The sequence below is a fragment of the Micromonospora sp. DT68 genome (genome assembly GCF_049847245.1).
GTDB lineage: Bacteria > Actinomycetota > Actinomycetes > Mycobacteriales > Micromonosporaceae > Micromonospora > Micromonospora profundi.
In genome coordinates this window covers 42,386-58,347 of sequence record NZ_JBNCNZ010000027.1, presented here as the reverse complement: position 1 = coordinate 58,347, position 15,962 = coordinate 42,386, and the positions used below count along the sequence as shown (strand labels likewise).

The window sequence follows — 15,962 nt, the reverse complement described above, 5'->3', positions numbered from 1 at the left end:
GCCGACACCTGGCAGAACCTCCTCGACCTCGACCAGGTCAGCGCCACCGACAACTTCTTCGACCTCGGCGGCAACTCGCTGCACGTCACGCAGTTGGTCGCCCGCATCCGCGATTGGGCCGGCGTCGCCATTCACCCCCACATGTTGTTCGCCGACCCCACGCTGGAGCGCCTGGCCGCCCTGGTCGACCGGCCCGGGGACGCGGACACTGCCGCGCGCTCCGGCAGCGGTGTCGTCACGCTGCACGGTGCGACCGGGCGGCCACCGCTGTTCCTGGTACACCCGTCCGGCGGGTCGGTGACCTGCTACGTCCAACTGGCGGGCATGCTCGGCGACGACCTGCCGGTGCAGGCCATCGAGGATCCCGCGCTGCGCCTCGTCGAGCCGACCGGCGACCTGTCGGCACGGGCCGCGGAGTACGTGGAGCTGATCCGACAGGTGCAGCCACACGGGACGTACCACCTTGGCGGCTGGTCGCTCGGCGGGGTCATCGCTCTGGAGATGGCGCGTCAACTCGCCGACGCCGGTCACCCGGTCGGCACCGTCGTCCTGCTGGACCCGGGGCTGCCGACCGACCCGCGCCCACCGGACGACCTGGACGCGCTGTCGTCGTTCGTCTACGACCTGGCCAGCCTGGCCGACGTGGCACCGCCCGACGTCGACCCGAGCCAGTTCCAAGGGTTGGATCGGGATGCGCTGGAAGAGGTCGCCCTCGACGTGCTGGACAAGGCCGGTCTCGTACCCGCCGGGCTGCGCGACGAGGTGCGGTTGCGGATGCGGGCCTTCACCACGAACGTCGCAGCGCTGCACACCCACCGGCCGCGCCGGTACGACGGCCCGGTGACGGTGATCCGGACCGCCGACGGGGCGGACGCCGACGACGCGACCTGGCAGGCGCTCTGCCCCCGGCTTGATCGCCGGACCGTGCCCGGCGACCACTACACGATGCTGCGGCCACCGCACCTGGCCGCGCTCGCCACAGCGGTACGCGACGCTCTCGGCGAGCCGGTCCCGGCTCCCGGCGGACCGCCACCGGCCCTGCCCGACTCATAGTTCGTTGGATCCACCGACTCGAAGAGGACAGATGGCGGCACCTACCACCGGCCTACGCACCTACGTGATCCTCTGGTGCGGACAGTTCGTCTCGCTGGCCGGATCGAGCCTGTCCGGCTTCGCCCTCGGCGTCTACGCCTACCTGCTCACCGGGTCGGTCACGACGCTCGGTGTCATCTACGCGCTCGCCTATCTTCCGCAGATCCTCGCCTCACCGTTCACGGGTTCGCTCGTCGACCGATGGGGACCACGGCGCGCGCTGGTCGTGAGCAACGTCGCCGCCGCCGCCGTCATGCTGGCCCTGGCCGCGCTGCTCGCCACCGATCGGTTCGCCATCTGGCACATCTACCCGATCGTCGTCTGCCTCTCCGTGATCGGGGCGCTGCAAACGCCTTCGTTCGAGGCGGCGGTGCCCCTGTTGGTGCCGAAGCGGCACATCGGCCGGGCGAACGGGTTGCGCATGGTGGCCCTGGCGACGACGCAGGTGCTGGCGCCCATCGGTGGCGGCTACCTGCTGCTCGCCATCGACATCTCCGGCATCATTCTGCTCGACTGCGTCTCCTTCACTCTCGCCCTGATCACGCTGGCCGCCGTCCGCATTCCGCGACCGGCCGGCTCCGCGACGACGCCCGCCCACCCGTTGTCGCTGCTGCGTGAGTTCGCCGAAGCGTGGCGCTGGGTCGCTGCCCGACACGGTCTGGTGGCCCTGATGGTCTTCCTCGGCGCGCTCAATTTCTGCGCCGGCTTCGTCGACGTACTGATCATTCCGCTGGTCCTCGCGTTCGCCGCGCCCAACGTCCTCGGCACCGTCATGTCCATCGGCGGCCTGGGCATGATCGGCGCGAGCGTGGCCATGAGCATCTGGGGCGGGCCGCGCCGCCGCATTCACGGCGTCCTCGGCTTCTCTCTCATCCTCGGCGTGGCCACTGTCATCGGGGCGCTGCGACCGAGTATTCCGTTGATCACCATAGGCGCCGTCCTCTTCCTCGGCAGCCTGGCGATCGTCATGGGCAGCAACCAGGCCATCTGGCAGACCAAGGTGGAGCCGCAGCTGCTCGGCCGGACGATGGCCCTGCTCGGCATGGTCGCCAACACACCTCAGCTCATCGCCTACCTCGTGGCCGGGCCCGCCGTCGACCACGTCTTCGAGCCCCTTGTCGGCTCCGAGGCCGTGCGCTCGCCGTTCGTCGCGGCGCTTGTCGGCGACGGGCCGGGGCGTGGGATCGCCCTGCTGCTCATGCTGATGGGCGTGCTCACCGTCGGCTGCGCGATCGCGGGCATCGCCTACCCCCGCCTACGCAACCTGGATGACGAACTTCCGGACGCCAGCACAAAGGAGTCACCCATGCCCGTCGAGCCCGTACCGGCGTCTGCTGCCGTCGCCGAGGTGACGCCGTGACCACCGTGGCGACCGCCGACGCGCCGGACGAGCCTGTCTTCGCAGTTCCGCCGCTGCCGCCGGCCGAACGCGAACGCATCCTGCACCGCCTCAACCCCTACCGTCGGCCGGACATCGGCTCCACGACGATGGCCCAGCCGTTCGAGGAACAGGTCCGGCGCACACCCGACGCCGAGGCGGTGGTCAGCGAGGACGCGAGCCTGACCTACGCCGAACTCAACACCCGGGCGAACCAGCTCGCCTGGCTGCTGCGCTCGGCCGGAGCCCGTCCGGGCACGTTCGTGGCCGTGAGCATGGAGCGCAGCGTGGACCTCATGGTGGCGCTCTACGCGGTGGCGAAGAGCGGGGCCGCGTACGTACCGATCGATCCCGAGCTGCCCGATGCCCGGATGGCCTTCATGCTTGAGGACTCGGCCCCGGTCGCCGTCCTCGTGGACCGTACGACCCGGTCGCGTGTGCCCGCGGGTTCCGGGCTGGTGCTGACTGTCGACCAGGACGGCGAGCGCTGGGCCACCGAACCGACACACGACCTCCCGCCCGAGCCCGGCAACCACCTGATCCACATGCTCTACACCTCGGGTACGACGGGCCGTCCCAAGGCCGTGGCGTACCCGGTCGACGGAGCCCTTGCCGACACCTACTGGCTGCACAGCCGGTACCCGTACGGGCCGGGAGACACCGTCCTGCTCAAGACGTCGTACGGCTTCGACGTGTCGATCTGGGAGATCTTCTGGCCGCTCTACTGCGGTGCCCGGGTCGCCATCTGCCCGCCCGGGGCGCACCGGGATCCCGTACGGTTGCGCGACTTCATCGACAAGCACCAGGTGACCGGCATGTTCATGGTCCCGACGATGATGCAGCCGTTCTACGACCACACGTCGCCCGGTAGCTGCCCCTCGCTGCGCCGGGTGTTCTGCGGCGGCGAGCCGGTCACCCCGCGGGTGCGCGACGGCTTCCACGAGCGCTTCGACGCCGACCTCATCAACTGCTGCGGGCCCACCGAGTTGGGCTGTGTGGCCGAGACCGTACTGGCTGTCGAGCCGAACGCGCCGGTCATGATCGGGTCGCCGCCGGAGCACCGGCGGGTCTACATCCTCGACGACAACCTCGAACCGACCCCGATCGGGGTGGCCGGTGAGCTTTTCGTCGGCGGCGAGGTCGGGATCGCGCAGGGCTACCACCGCCGGCCGGCGCTGAGCGCCGAGCGGTTCCTGGCTGACCCGTTCACGGACCAGCCCGGCGCGCGCATGTACCGCACCGGCGACCTCTGCCGCTACCGGGAGGACGGGGTGCTCGAGCATCTCGGCCGGATCGGCCGGCAGGTGAAGGTCCGCGGCGTACGCATCGAGCTGGCCGAGATCGAGGCGGTCCTGGCCGAGCACGACGACGTCGGCCAGTGCGTGGTCACCGTCGTACCTGACCGGGACGCCGAGATCGCCGCGTTCGTCACGGCGGCACCGGGGCGGTCCGTCTCGGCGTCGGCCCTGCTCTCGCACGCCGCCACGCTGCTGCCCACCGCCATGCACCCGAGCACTGTGACAGTGGTGAGCCAGATCCCGACCTTCGTCCACGGCAAGGTCGACATCGCCGCGCTGCTGAGCCAGATCGACCGCACCGGCGGCGCGGACACCCTGCCGCTGGTGCCACCGGCGAACGCGATCGAGGAGCAGGTCGCCCGGATCTTCTGCGAGATTCTGGGCCGGGAGGCGGTGAGCGTCACGGAGAGCTTCTTCGCCCTCGGTGGACACTCCCTGCTGGTCTTCAAGCTCATCGAGCTGTGCACCACGCAGTTCCAGGTCGACCTGTCGGTAAGGGACGTGCTCGCGGGCCTGACGGTCCGCGACCTGGCCGCCACCATCGCACGTCTGACCCCATCGGAGGCGACACCATGACAGCTGACGTCGAGACGGGCGAGGCGGACGACATCCTGGACCGGGTCGTCACTGTCGACCTCGCGGACCCGAGGTTGTACGCCGGTGAGCGACCGGAGCGGCTCTGGGCGACGATGCGCCGCGCCGGCACGCCGCTGTTGATGACCGGCCTGCGCGAGCACTGGGCCGTCACCCGGTACGAGCAGGTCCGGGAGGTCTTCCGGGCCAGCCACCTGCTCTCGTCGCAGAAGGGCAACCGGCTCGGCGAGAAGCCGTCGGACATCGAGGCCGGCGAGGCCGCGGGCGGGCTGTCGATGCTCGTGGCCGACGATCCCGCGCACGCGCGGATGCGCCGCGCGCTCGAGTCCGCCTTCTCACCCAGGGCCCTGGGGCGGCTGACCGACAGCACCCACGCACTGGCCCGACGGCTGGTCTCCGACGCCGCCGCGCAGCCGTCGGTCGACTTCGTGGACGCGATCGTGACGCCGCTGCTGACCACCGTCGCCTGTGACCTGCTGGGGATCCCGCAGAGCGACCGCCCACGGCTCGCGGAGCTGAGCCAGATGGCGTTCAGCGGGGCCGGTCACGTCACGGCGACCGCGCAGATGACCGCCCACGTCGAGCTGCTGGCGTACTGCGATGAGCTGCTGACAAGCAAGTACCGGAATCCGGGCGACGATCTGGCGACGACGCTGGCCCAGGCCCAGCGCGACGGCGATGCCATGAGCCGCTCGGCCGCGATCATGAACTGCCACGACTTCATCCTGGGCGGCAACGCCTCGGCCCGCTATGTGCTGACGGCGATCCCCCTGACGATGGTCAGGCATCGTCAGTTCTGGGCGTCGCTGCGCGCCGGTGACGCCGACTTCGGCGTCGCCGCCGAGGAGCTGTTGCGGTACGAGGCGCCTGTCAACCACGTGATGCGGTCTCTCCTGGATGACCTGGAGATCGGCGGCGTGACCATGCGGCGTGGCGATCTGGTCACGCTGTGGTTGCGCTCGGCCAACCGGGACGCCGAGGTCTTCGACGACCCCGAGCGTATGAGCCTGAGGCCGCGGAGCCGCCCGCACCTCAGCTTCGGCCACGGACCGCACTACTGCATCGCGGCCTACCTCGGCCGGTTGGAGATCGCGTCACTGTTGCGGGCTCTGGCCGATCTCGTCGACGACGCCGAACTCGCTGGCGAACCCCGGCGCATGGAGTCGAGCTTCCTGCGGGGTTACCGCTCGGTGCCGCTGGCCCTGCACGGCAAGGGCTGATCGCCGCGCCGGGCCAGCGTCACCGCCCGGCGCGCAGGCCTGAGCAAAGATGGTCGAGAAGTTCCGGCGGCGCGTCGACGATGCGGTTGTGCTCCCCCGGGAGGACCCGGAGGGTGGTCTCGCCGCATTCGGCCCACCCGGTCATCTGGTCGGGCGTGACCTCCGAGTCGTCGCTCCAGCCGAACGCGGAGATCGGGCAGGACAGCGGGCCCGGGTCGGAGGCGATGTAGTGCCGGCTCATGTCGAGGTCCGAACGCAGGATGTCGGCGTAGATGGCTACCAACTCCGGATGAGGGCTGCTTCCCATGTCGCGGACCGTCTTGCCCAGCTCTTCCGCCAGCTGCGCCTCGTTCATGGTCATCAGGCGCCCGATGACCTCGTCCTGAGGTGCCATGAGCGACGAGACGTACAGCCCCGCCGGCCGGGGCCCGCCTGAACGCTCCAGCGCGACTGTGGCCTCGTAGGCGATCAGCGCCGACCAGCAGTGGCCGAAGAAGGCGAAGGGAACGTCCAGGTAGGGCGCGAGGCCCTCGATCATCTCCGCGGCAAGGTCCTGGAAGGTCTTCGGCATCGGGTCGCTGAAGCGGGTGAGCCGGCCCGGCAGCTCAACGGCGAGGAACTCGATCCCGGCCCGCTCCTGCGGCCAGTTACGAAAGACGCTGGTGCCGCAGCCGGCGTGCGGGACGCAGAACACCCGGCCTTGGACACTCGGTGAGGGCGCGCGCTGAAGCCAGACGGACTTGCGGGCTACCGGATTCACGACGCCGGCTCCTTTCGTTCGGGGTCACGCCGCCCGAGCGGGTCGGCGTCGGCGTCGCGCGCGGCGATGTCCTCCCGCACGCGCTCCGGCGGGTACACGAACCGCAGGAACACGCCGGCCATCGCCGTGGTGACAAGGGCCATCACCACCATCAACGAGTAGAGCTCCTGGTCGAGCACCCCGATCTGCAGGCCGACGGTCAGCACGATCAGTTCGGTCAGGCCACGGGTGTTGATGAGCAGCGCGAGAACGAGCGAGTGGCGCGGGCGCACACCGCTGATCCGGGCGCCGAAGAACGCGCCGGCGCACTTGCCACCGATCGCCACCAGCAGGATGAGCGCGAGCTCGCCGACAGCGGTGCCGCCCAGCCCGGACAGATTCACCTTGATGCCGGCGACGATGAAGAAGACCGGGAGCAGGACCCACGTGCTGATCTTCTCGATCAGCGGCAGCACCCGCTCGCGGAGCGCGACAGCGCCCTCACGCGGCATCACCACGCCGAAGAGGAACGCGCCGAAGATGGCGTGCAGGCCCATCCACTCGGTCGCCGCCGCCGACGCCGCGAGGCCTGCGGCGACAGCGACGAGCACTGCGGTCCCGCTGAAGAAGCCACTTTCCGGGTGGCGCCGGGCCAGCCGGGCGAGCGCGGGCCGCACGACCTTGAGCATCAGGGCGGCGAACGGGATCACCAGCAGGACACGCCACGGGTCACCGCCGGCGTCGGCGAGCGCCGCGACAACGGCGAGCAGCGACCAGGCGAGGACGTCGTCAACTGCCGCGCAGGCCAGCGCGAGACCACCGATCGGCGTGTCGATGAGGCCCCGGTCGGCCAGGATCCGGGCCAGCACCGGGAACGCGGTGATCGACATCGCGGTGGCCAGGAAGAGCACGAACGCGAGACGGTTCTCCGCCGGGTGGTTGCCCAGGAGATAGAGGGCCAGCAGCGCCCCCAGGCCGAACGGCAGCGCGATGGCGCTCAGCGACACTGTTGTCGCGATGCGGCTCTGGCCGCGCAGCAGACGGTGGTCCAGGTGCAGGCCGACGAGGAACATGAACACGCAGACACCGACGCTGGCGATGGTGGCCAGGGTCGGTCGCACGTCGGTCGGGAAGACAGCCGAGGTGACCGCGCCGTTGAAGAGCGTGGGCCCGAGCAGGATGCCGGCGAGGATCTCGCCGATCACCGCCGGCTGGCCGAGTCGACGGGCCAGCGCCCCACCGATCCGCGCCGCAACGAAGATCACCAGGAGGGCTAGCAGGAGTGCCAACACGGGTCGTCTCCTCTACCTGAGGGCCAGGGCGAGGTCCCGGGCGCCGCCGCGGCGGACCGCAGCGCCGAGCACCCGAACCCGGTCGCCACGGTGTTCCACCTCGAGCCGCCCGCCACGCTGCGACAACTGGAGGGCGACGAGCGCCGGGCGGCCCAGCCGCCGCGCCCAGAACGGCGTCAACTTGCAGTGCGCGGTGACACACACCTGGTCCTCGTCGACCCCCAGCGACGGGAAGAACGTCCGGGACACGAAGTCCACACCGGATGGTCCCGGCGCCGTCACGATGTGCCCGCGGAACGGCAGCCGGGCAAGCGCCGCGAAGTCCGGACGGACCTGGGCCACGACCTCGGCGGAGGCGACCTCGACGAGGACGTCGTCGCTGGAGACCGCACACCCCACGGCGTCGACGCCCAGGGCTTCGAGGAGCCCCTGCGGCGGCGGAGCGGGCATCAGCGTGGCTGCCGGCAGATCGATGGCGATCAGGTCACCGACCCGCTCGGCGTACAGGACGCCGTTGTCCGACACGAAGCGCAGCGTGTCGGACCCGACGCTGCCGGCGTCCTCGAAGAGGTGGCGTGCGCTCGCGATCGTGGCGTGCCCGCACAGGTTGATCTCCTTGTACGGGGTGAACCACCGCACCCCGTACTCCCCCGGGCCTGCCGGCACCACGTACGCGGTGGTGGGCAGGCCGATCCGGTGGGCGGCCTCCTGCATGCTGGCCTCGTCCGGGAACGAGTCCACTGCCACCACGGCCGCCGGGTTACCCGCGTACCGCCCGTCGGCGAACGTGTCAACGATGTGATAGCGCACCGGTGGTGGTTCCTTCCCAGGCGCGGAAGACCTGGTCGATCGCCGCGCCCATCCCCCAGACCTCCCGATACGGCGGGCCCTCCGGCCCGGTGTCGATGTCGCGCTGCCGCGCGTACGCGGCGGTCGTCCACTCCGCCGTCGATGGATAGCGGTGGTGGTAGTCGTGGTTTGGCAGGTCGCCGACAACGACGAGCAGCCGGGACGGGATGTGGTAGCACAGCGTCGCCGCGATCCAGCGCGTCCACGCGACGGCCTTGGCGCCGGCGGGCAGCGAGCGCGCCGGGACCGGCGCGCCGCAGTAGCGGGCGTTGGTGTTCGCCGCCGTGTAGAAGCGGTGACCGAACTCCGGGTTGCGCGGCGCGAGCCACTCGTGCTCGCCCAACCGGTCCAGCAACGCGCTCAGCTGCGCGAACAGGATGACCGGCAGCACGAACGCGAGCACCAGCACGAGCACGCCGTTCGGCATCCAGAACGGCATCGAGAGCCACCAGCCGACCCAGGCGGCGAACCCGACCCGCCGCCAGGTGCCGGCCCGCAGGTTGCTGGTGACCCGGCCGAGGAAGCCGCGCGCGTAGAAGACCGGGGACAGGAAGACCCTCCACGCGCGCCGCCACTGCTCGGCGCGCGTGAGGCCCGGACGGAACCCGAGGTCGAGCAGGAACTGCACGGGCGGGTCGACCTCCGTCGCGAAGATCTCGCGCCGGTGGTGGTTGTCGAAGTGTTCCTCTTTGAAGTCCCGGAAGGTGTGGAAGACGGACAGGACCGTCACCGCCTCGCCCCAGAACCGGTCGGTCGCCGCATTGCCGGAGAACTTCCGGTGCAGGGCCTGGTGGGCGATGACGAGGACCATCATCCGTTCGCCGGTGACCGTCAGCACCCAGCCGAGCAGCAACACGACGTACCACAGTGGGAACATCACGGCCACCGCGACTGTGGAGATCGCGAGCCCGGAGAGGAACAACGTCAGCGTCACCGCCAGGTACGAGGCCCACGTGTGCCGGATCAACGGCTCCTGGCCTGGCAGAGCCTTACCGGTCTGCCAGGTCCAGAAGTGTTGCGTCCACGCCGGGAAGCGCGTGTACGTAGCACGGACGTCCACGGAACTCACGGGGCCTGGGTGGTCGCCCCGACGCCGGACTCCAGGGCGAGACGGTCGAAGAACGCGATCCACAGCCGCCACATCTCGTCGGCCGCCGCGATGACCGCGTCCTCCTGCTCGGTGCTGAAGTCCGCCATCAGGGCGTGGTTGGCCTCTTCCACGTGGTCCGGCTCCTGCTCGACGTGGATGGACACCCAGTGGTTGTCCGAGACGCCGGTCGTCCGCTCGATCACCTTGCCGATGCTGGAGACCATGAGCAGGTCCGTGGTCTCGGTGGCGAAGATGAAACCGAGCGCGTCCTCGTGCTTCTCCGAGGCCCGCCGGTAGCCCTCCACGAGCGCCGCCGTCTCCGGGTACGGAGTCGTACCGGTGACCCGGTCGCGGTCGAAGCCGCACTTCACCATCGATTCGACGTAGATGACCTCGTGCGCCAGGTCGACCCGGCCGCCGCCGGCCTCCTGGTTGAGGATCCGCGTGATGGCGGACTTGGCAGCGATGTCGGGCAGCACGGCAACGCAGCGGGCGAGGAAGGTCGGGAAGTAGTGCAGCGGGTACCACCACTGCTCGATGAGCAGGGCGGCCTGCTCCTTGGTCAGCTCGGCGGTGTCGACCGCCGCGAAGAACGGGTGGTCACGGAACTTCTGGTAGACAGGGCTGGCGGCCAACCGGTCGCCGAACGTGAACGTCGCGGTCACTTCTACTCCTTCACAGGTCGTTCGGGTCAGACCGGCGGGCTGTCACAGCACCATCCGGTCGATCGGGGTGAACGGTTCCCCCCACGCGTTCTCGGACCGCACCCGGTTGTGTCCGTACTCGTCCTCGCCGGCCACCACCACGCAGCCGTGCCGGGACAGGTCGAAGTGGTGACCGAACTCGTCGAACTCGGTCATCCCGCCGTAGACCCGCACGTGGGTGGGTACGACCCGGATCGCGAACCCCATCCGCTGCCGATTGCTGATGTTGGGGTTCGAGCCGTGGATGCACCGGGCGGTGAAGATGAAGAACTCGCCGGCCCGCATCTCCAGGTGTTCCACGTTCTCCTGGTCCGGGTCCCAGTGCTTGTCGAGCTTGATGTCGTCGTAGTTGTAGCCGAAGAACGAGTTGTCCCGGGCGGAGCCGTTCCACTCCATCGGGGCGCGCTCGTCGTACTTCCACTCCCGGTGACTGCCCGGGATGACCTTCATGCAGCCGTTCTCCCGGGTCGCGTCGGTGAAGGCGACCCAGCAGGTGAGCTCCATCGGAGCCTCCGGCGACCTGTCGGTCGCCTCGAGCATTCCGGTCGTCGCCTCGCCGATCGCGTACGTCTCGACCTGGTGCCATCCGGTGCCGGTGTCACCCGGGTTCTTCGGGAAGAACTCGGTACGCCAGCAGGTGATGTCCGGACCGATGATCGCCTGCATCCGTCGTACGATCTCCGGCTCGGTGATGAGCTTGCTGAGCCCGGGGATGTCGAGGTGACGGTCGTAGTTGACGGGGTTGTCGAAGACCTTGCGCTCGTTGTTGGCGGGGTCGAGCAGCTCCCTGCGCTGCTTCTTCCACCAGCGGTTCATCTCCTCCGGCTCCCAGAGGGTGAACGGGCCCATGTAGCCCCGCTCGGCGAAGGCCTTCCGGTCGTTTTCAAGATCCATTAGTGATGCTCCCTACCCGACCCACGCGTTGCAGCGCCGAATCCAGTTCCCGCGCCGCCTCGGCGACGTGCTCTCCCCTTATGAAGCCCCAGTGGTCACCCGAGATCGGGATGACCGTCAGCGATCCGGGACACAGCCCGCGCATGGCCTGGGCCAGTCGCGCCTGACGTTCGTCATCGGACCCGGCCGCCTGGAACAGGTGGACCGGTCCGGCGTACGGGGCGGGCTCGTAGCGCATCGCCGCGTTCATGCACGAACGGGCGGTCTGCAGCGCGGTCCGCAGGTACCCGCCGGACGAGGCGCCGCGGACCGGCGCGCCCATCAGCTGGGTCCAGGTCTGCCCGCTGGTCAGCTCCGCGATGTCGGCCTCGGTCGAGGCCGGGTCGTCGAGTCGGGCGAGGACGGAGTCCAGCATGTCGAGGAACGGCGTGCGGTCCATCGGCAGGCCGGTGATCGGATCGATGACCGGGTTGGCGTCCAGCAGGGCAAGGAACTCGACCTCGCCGCCGGCGGCTGTCAACTGCTGGGCCATCTCGTACGCCAGCACGCCGCCGAACGACCAGCCCGCGAGCCGGTACGGCCCGTCCCGCTCGATGGTGCGCAACTGCTCCACGTGCACCCGGGCGATATCGGCCAGTGAACTGCCGAACGCCGGCGGTTCGCCCTGCCACCCGATGCCCAGCAGGCGCAACGGCGCCCGCGAGGCGCGCGCCAGTTCCCGGTAGCCGAGCAGCTCGCCGCCGAGCGGGTGGATCAGGTACATGCTGCGCCCGGAGGGGCCGGCCCGCAGCGTGACGATCTGCGACGAGCGGGGGCGCTGCTCCGGCAGCGTGGCGTCGGCCCCCAGCGCGCCGGCGAGATCCTCGACGGTGCTGTAGTCCAGGAACACCGACAGCTCGACGGTCCGGCCCAACTCCTGTTCGAGCTCGGTCACGACCCAGGTCGCGAGCAGCGAGTCACCGCCGACGTCGAAGAAGTCGTCGTCGGCGTCGAACTCGTCGTGCCCGAGCACCCTCGTCCAGATCGACGTGATGAGTTCGGTGAGCGACGGCGCCTCCGGCGGGCGCGGTCCGGTCGGGTCCGGCAGGTCGAGCGCGGCCAGCGCCAGCGTGTCGACCTTCCCGCTCGCGGTTCGGGGCATCCGCTCGACAGGCACGCAACGGGTCGGGACCATGTAGGGCGGCAGTTGGCCGCGCACGTGGTCGGTGATCTCCCGCTGCGTGACCTGGCCGTCGGTCTGCAGGTAGGCGACCAGGACCGGAACGCCGTCGGCGACCTCGCGCAGACCGACCGCCGCGGCGTCGACGCGGGGGTGGCTCAGCAGCGCGTTCTCCACCTCGGCCGGTTCCACCCGGAACCCGCGCACCTTGAGCTGGGTGTCCGTCCGGCCGACGAAGTCGAAGCCGCCGTCGGCACGCGCCCGTACCAGGTCGCCGGTGCGGTAGAGGCGGCTGCCCGGGGTGAGCGCGAACGGGTCCGCCACGAACCGTTCCGCGGTCAGCGCCGAATCCCCGTGGTATCCCCGGGCGAGGCCGCTGCCGCCGACGTAAAGCTCGCCGATGTCGCCGTCGGCGACGCCCGCGAGCTTCTCGTCGAGAACCCGGCAGACGACCTCGTCCACGGCCGCGCCGATGGACGGCACGACCGGCCACGAGGCGACGTCGGCCGGCAGGGTCAGGCTGGTCACCAGGTGCGCTTCGGTGGGCCCGTAGTGGTTGTCGAGCCGGCACTGCGGGACCGCCGCGAACAGCGCGCGGATCGCCGGGGTGATGATGAGGCGTTCACCGGCGGTCACGACATGCTCCAGCGAGTCCGGCACCACCTGGCGGCGCTGGGCCGTGACGGCCATCAACTGCAGGGCCACGTACGGCAGGAACAGCCGCTGGATCCGGTGCGCGACGATCGCGTCGAGCAACGCGGCCGGGTCGCGGCGGATCTCCTCGGAGGCGACCACGAGGCACCCGCCGGTCGCGAGCGTCGAGAGCACCTCCTGGAACGTCACGTCGAAGGAGGTTGCGGTGAACTGCAGCGTGCGCAGGCCCGGCCGCCCGTTGCCGACCTGCCACCGAAGCAGCCGGGCCAGCCCGCCGTGGGTCATGGCGACGCCCTTGGGCCGACCGGTCGACCCGGACGTGTGCATGACGTACGCCAACGCGTCGGGGTGCGGCGACGCCGCCGACCCGGGATCCACTGCCGGACCGGACGGCGGCACGATCGTGAGGCCCGGCGGCAACCGGTGCGCGTCGGCGCGTTCGGCCACTGCGACACCGGCCCCGAGCGCACCGACGACGGCGGCCAGCCTCGCGGCGGGCGCTGTCACGTCGAGCGGGCAGTACGCCCCGCCCGCGGCCATGACGGCGAGCATGGCGATTACCGAATCGGTGGACCTGTCGAGCAGGACGGCGACCGGCTGGTCCGGCACGACACCGCTGGCACGCAGGCGTGCCGCCAGCGCGTCGACCCTGTCGACCAGCTGGGCGTAGCTCACCGGATCGCTCGGTCCGTCGGCGACGACAAGCGCCGGCGACCCGGGGTTCGTTCGAGCCCACGTGCGCACGAGCTCGTACCCGAACGGTGCGATCGCCCCGGCGTCGGTAAGCGTCACGGTACCGGCCTCGCTCATTGCGGCACCCTCCCGAGTCCTGGCGTTCGTACTTCGACCCTAGGTACGCCAGGGATCGACGGGACGTCACGTGAATGGGCGACGGCTCGCCCGGGTGCGACGTCCGTACGGCGAACTGTCCGCTGAACCGGGGACACGGCGGCTGGTTGACGGGCCGGGTGGCAGGTTCGTTAACTGAGGCGGCCGAGACGACCGGCGGTAGGAGTGTTCGTGAGCGACACGACGACGCACCAGGACAGCGAGATATCGACGCCGCCGGAGTGCGTCGGTCCCGTGGCGATTCCCCAGGCGCTGACGCATGCCCTGCGCCGGCTGGCGGAGGCGGCTGCTGTGGACGACCTTGTTCCGCTGTCGGTCTGCGCGACCGAGCTGGTCCTGCGGATGTCGCTACCAGGACCGCCTGTCCGGGCCCGGGTCATCCGCGGCCCGCTCGAATCCGTCACTCCCCTGTCGACGCGGCTCTCGGACGCGGCGGTGAGCTTCCGCGACGCGCTCGCGCGGTCGCCGGGCCGTTGCACGTCGACGGTGCCGGTCGACGTCGTATTCCTCGTGTCGCAGGACGGCGACCGCCTGTATGTCGAGACAGTGCCACGGTCGGCCGGCGCGCCGACAGCGGAAGGCTGGGCCCGCGCGTTCCTGCGCCTGCTGTCCAGCGCGGGCAACGAGCCCGACGCGCCCCTCGCCGGCCACGCGTTCCAGGCCCAGCGGGAGGCCGTTCAGGGCCGGGAGCGAGGGTGACTGCGCCGCGCGACGTGCGTACCGACGACGGCCATCCGGAGTACGACCCGTTCTCGTACGCGGTGCAGGAGGATCCGTACCCGATCTTCGCCTGGATGCGTGAGCACGCGCCGCTGTACCGCAACGAGAAGCGCGACTTCTGGGCGCTGTCCCGCTACGCCGACGTGTCCGCCGCACTGCGTGACCCGACGCGGTACTCCAGCCGCAACGGCATCGCCCTGGAGCCCGACCTGTGGGGGCCGGACGCCAGGAAGACCGCCTTCTTCCTGGCGATGGACCCACCCGAGCACGGCCGCTACCGAAGCCTCGTGTCGTCCGCGCTGGCGCCGCGCCGGGCCGCCGCGCTGGAGCCGAGGATCCGCGAGCTAGCCCGGGATCGGCTGGAGATGCTGCGCGGCCTGCCGGCGTTCGACTTCGCCGAGGAGTACGCGGCTGCCCTGCCGAACGACGTGCTGTGCGAGTTGCTCGGCATTCCCGCCGCGGACTGGGATCAGGTCCGCGCCGACACCGACGAGCTCAACCACCGCGACGACATGTCCGACGGCCGCAGCGCGACCTCGACGGCCGCAGCGCTCCGGCTCGCCGAGTACCTGCTCGACGTCGTCCGGACCCTGCGCCGCCGGCCCGGAGACGATCTGACCTCGGGGTTGACCCAGGCGGAGGTCGACGGCGCAAAGCTCACCGACGCGCAGATCGTCGGGTTCATGTTCATCATGCTCGTCGGCGGTAACGAGTCCACCGGCAAGACGCTCGGCAACGCCTGGTACTACGGCCACCTGCACCGCGAGGTGCAGCAGGCGGGGCTGAACGGACGCGCCGACGACTGGGCGGGCGAGACACTGCGCTACGACTCGGCGAGTCAGATGGTCGCCCGTGTTCTCACGACCGACACGCTGATCCACGGCACCTGGGTGCCCGAGGGCGCCCGCATGGTGATCCTGCACGCCTCGGCCAACCGGGACCGGCGTGTCTTCGAGGACCCGGACCGCTTCGATCTCGACCGGGACACCGGACGGCTGATCAGCTTCGGCAACGGACCGCACTTCTGCCTGGGCGCCGGGTTGGCCCGCCTCGAGATGCGGATCGCGCTGGAGGAGATCGGTGCGCTCGTCTCGGAGTACGACGTCGACATGGCCCGGGCCCGGCGCTGCCACTCACCGCACCAGCACGGCTTCACGTCGATGCCGTGCGCCGTGAAGTGGCGTACCGGTTGAGAGCCCGTCAAGCCGTCATGTCGGCCTCCCGGGCCCACTGACGATCACCATCTCGTTGCCCTCGGGGTCGGCGACCCGCCACCGGTGCGCCGACTCGTCGAGGATCCGGCCACCGGCCGCGACGACGGCCGCGAGACGCGTCCGCGCGAGATCCGGCGGCACGGCGAGTTCGACGTGGACGCGGTTGCGTTGCCGGCGCCCTAGGGCCCTCTCTGGGCCGGCGTGACCGCGTGACGG

The 15,962-nt window shown here is 70.4% G+C and carries 14 protein-coding genes; 6 read left to right on the top strand and 8 right to left on the bottom strand.

Going from position 1 to position 15,962, the window contains the following annotated elements; all coding sequences use genetic code 11:
- The 4 genes from ACPXB1_RS29265 to ACPXB1_RS29250 all read left to right on the top strand — a co-directional run.
- Window positions 1-1,053: thioesterase domain-containing protein (locus ACPXB1_RS29265; protein ID WP_425736067.1), on the top strand; the 1,053-nt coding region annotated here is incomplete at its 5' end.
- 31 nt (window positions 1,054-1,084) lie between these two features.
- Window positions 1,085-2,452, top strand: a complete 1,368-nt coding sequence (locus ACPXB1_RS29260) for an MFS transporter (RefSeq protein ID WP_425736066.1) — start codon at window positions 1,085-1,087, stop codon at window positions 2,450-2,452.
- Window positions 2,449-4,344: a non-ribosomal peptide synthetase gene (locus ACPXB1_RS29255; protein WP_355597738.1), complete on the top strand. Its 1,896-nt coding sequence runs from the start codon at window positions 2,449-2,451 to the stop codon at window positions 4,342-4,344. The genes ACPXB1_RS29260 and ACPXB1_RS29255 overlap by 4 nt, the downstream gene beginning before the upstream one ends.
- Window positions 4,341-5,582 carry a cytochrome P450 gene (locus ACPXB1_RS29250; RefSeq protein WP_355597740.1) on the top strand — a complete coding sequence of 414 codons (1,242 nt, stop codon included), beginning with the start codon at window positions 4,341-4,343 and terminating at the stop codon, window positions 5,580-5,582. Before ACPXB1_RS29255 ends, ACPXB1_RS29250 begins: the two co-directional genes overlap by 4 nt.
- A gap of 19 nt (window positions 5,583-5,601) precedes the next feature.
- Here ACPXB1_RS29250 and ACPXB1_RS29245 read toward each other — a convergent pair whose 3' ends face one another.
- The 7 genes from ACPXB1_RS29245 to ACPXB1_RS29215 are packed head-to-tail and all read right to left on the bottom strand — an operon-like array spanning window position 5,602 to window position 13,773.
- Window positions 5,602-6,342, bottom strand: coding sequence for a thioesterase II family protein (locus tag ACPXB1_RS29245; RefSeq protein ID WP_355631275.1), 741 nt, complete (start codon window positions 6,340-6,342; stop codon window positions 5,602-5,604).
- Window positions 6,339-7,613: a cation:proton antiporter gene (locus ACPXB1_RS29240; RefSeq protein WP_355597744.1), complete on the bottom strand. Its 1,275-nt coding sequence runs from the start codon at window positions 7,611-7,613 to the stop codon at window positions 6,339-6,341. The genes ACPXB1_RS29245 and ACPXB1_RS29240 overlap by 4 nt, the downstream gene beginning before the upstream one ends.
- 12 nt (window positions 7,614-7,625) lie before the next feature.
- On the bottom strand, window positions 7,626-8,423 hold the full coding sequence (locus ACPXB1_RS29235; protein WP_355597746.1) for a PhzF family phenazine biosynthesis protein: 798 nt from the start codon (window positions 8,421-8,423) through the stop codon (window positions 7,626-7,628).
- Window positions 8,404-9,531, bottom strand: a complete 1,128-nt coding sequence (locus tag ACPXB1_RS29230) for a fatty acid desaturase (RefSeq protein WP_355597748.1) — start codon at window positions 9,529-9,531, stop codon at window positions 8,404-8,406. Before ACPXB1_RS29230 ends, ACPXB1_RS29235 begins: the two co-directional genes overlap by 20 nt.
- Complete coding sequence (locus ACPXB1_RS29225) at window positions 9,528-10,217, bottom strand: TenA family transcriptional regulator (RefSeq protein WP_355597750.1); 690 nt, start codon at window positions 10,215-10,217, stop codon at window positions 9,528-9,530. Before ACPXB1_RS29225 ends, ACPXB1_RS29230 begins: the two co-directional genes overlap by 4 nt.
- 42 nt (window positions 10,218-10,259) lie before the next feature.
- Window positions 10,260-11,150 carry a chlorinating enzyme gene (locus ACPXB1_RS29220; protein WP_355597752.1) on the bottom strand — a complete coding sequence of 297 codons (891 nt, stop codon included), beginning with the start codon at window positions 11,148-11,150 and terminating at the stop codon, window positions 10,260-10,262.
- Window positions 11,140-13,773 (bottom strand): amino acid adenylation domain-containing protein, encoded by a 2,634-nt coding sequence (locus tag ACPXB1_RS29215; RefSeq protein ID WP_355597754.1) that lies wholly within the window; start codon window positions 13,771-13,773, stop codon window positions 11,140-11,142. The genes ACPXB1_RS29220 and ACPXB1_RS29215 overlap by 11 nt, the downstream gene beginning before the upstream one ends.
- Window positions 13,774-13,983: 210 nt before the next feature.
- Here ACPXB1_RS29215 and ACPXB1_RS29210 point away from each other — a divergent pair, with 210 nt between their 5' ends.
- Window positions 13,984-14,511 carry a hypothetical protein gene (locus tag ACPXB1_RS29210; RefSeq protein ID WP_355597756.1) on the top strand — a complete coding sequence of 176 codons (528 nt, stop codon included), beginning with the start codon at window positions 13,984-13,986 and terminating at the stop codon, window positions 14,509-14,511.
- Window positions 14,508-15,725 carry a cytochrome P450 gene (locus ACPXB1_RS29205; protein ID WP_355597758.1) on the top strand — a complete coding sequence of 406 codons (1,218 nt, stop codon included), beginning with the start codon at window positions 14,508-14,510 and terminating at the stop codon, window positions 15,723-15,725. Before ACPXB1_RS29210 ends, ACPXB1_RS29205 begins: the two co-directional genes overlap by 4 nt.
- 15 nt (window positions 15,726-15,740) lie before the next feature.
- Here ACPXB1_RS29205 and ACPXB1_RS29200 read toward each other — a convergent pair whose 3' ends face one another.
- Window positions 15,741-15,887, bottom strand: coding sequence for a hypothetical protein (locus ACPXB1_RS29200; RefSeq protein ID WP_355597760.1), 147 nt, complete (start codon window positions 15,885-15,887; stop codon window positions 15,741-15,743).
- Between the last annotated feature and the right edge of the window lie 75 nt (window positions 15,888-15,962).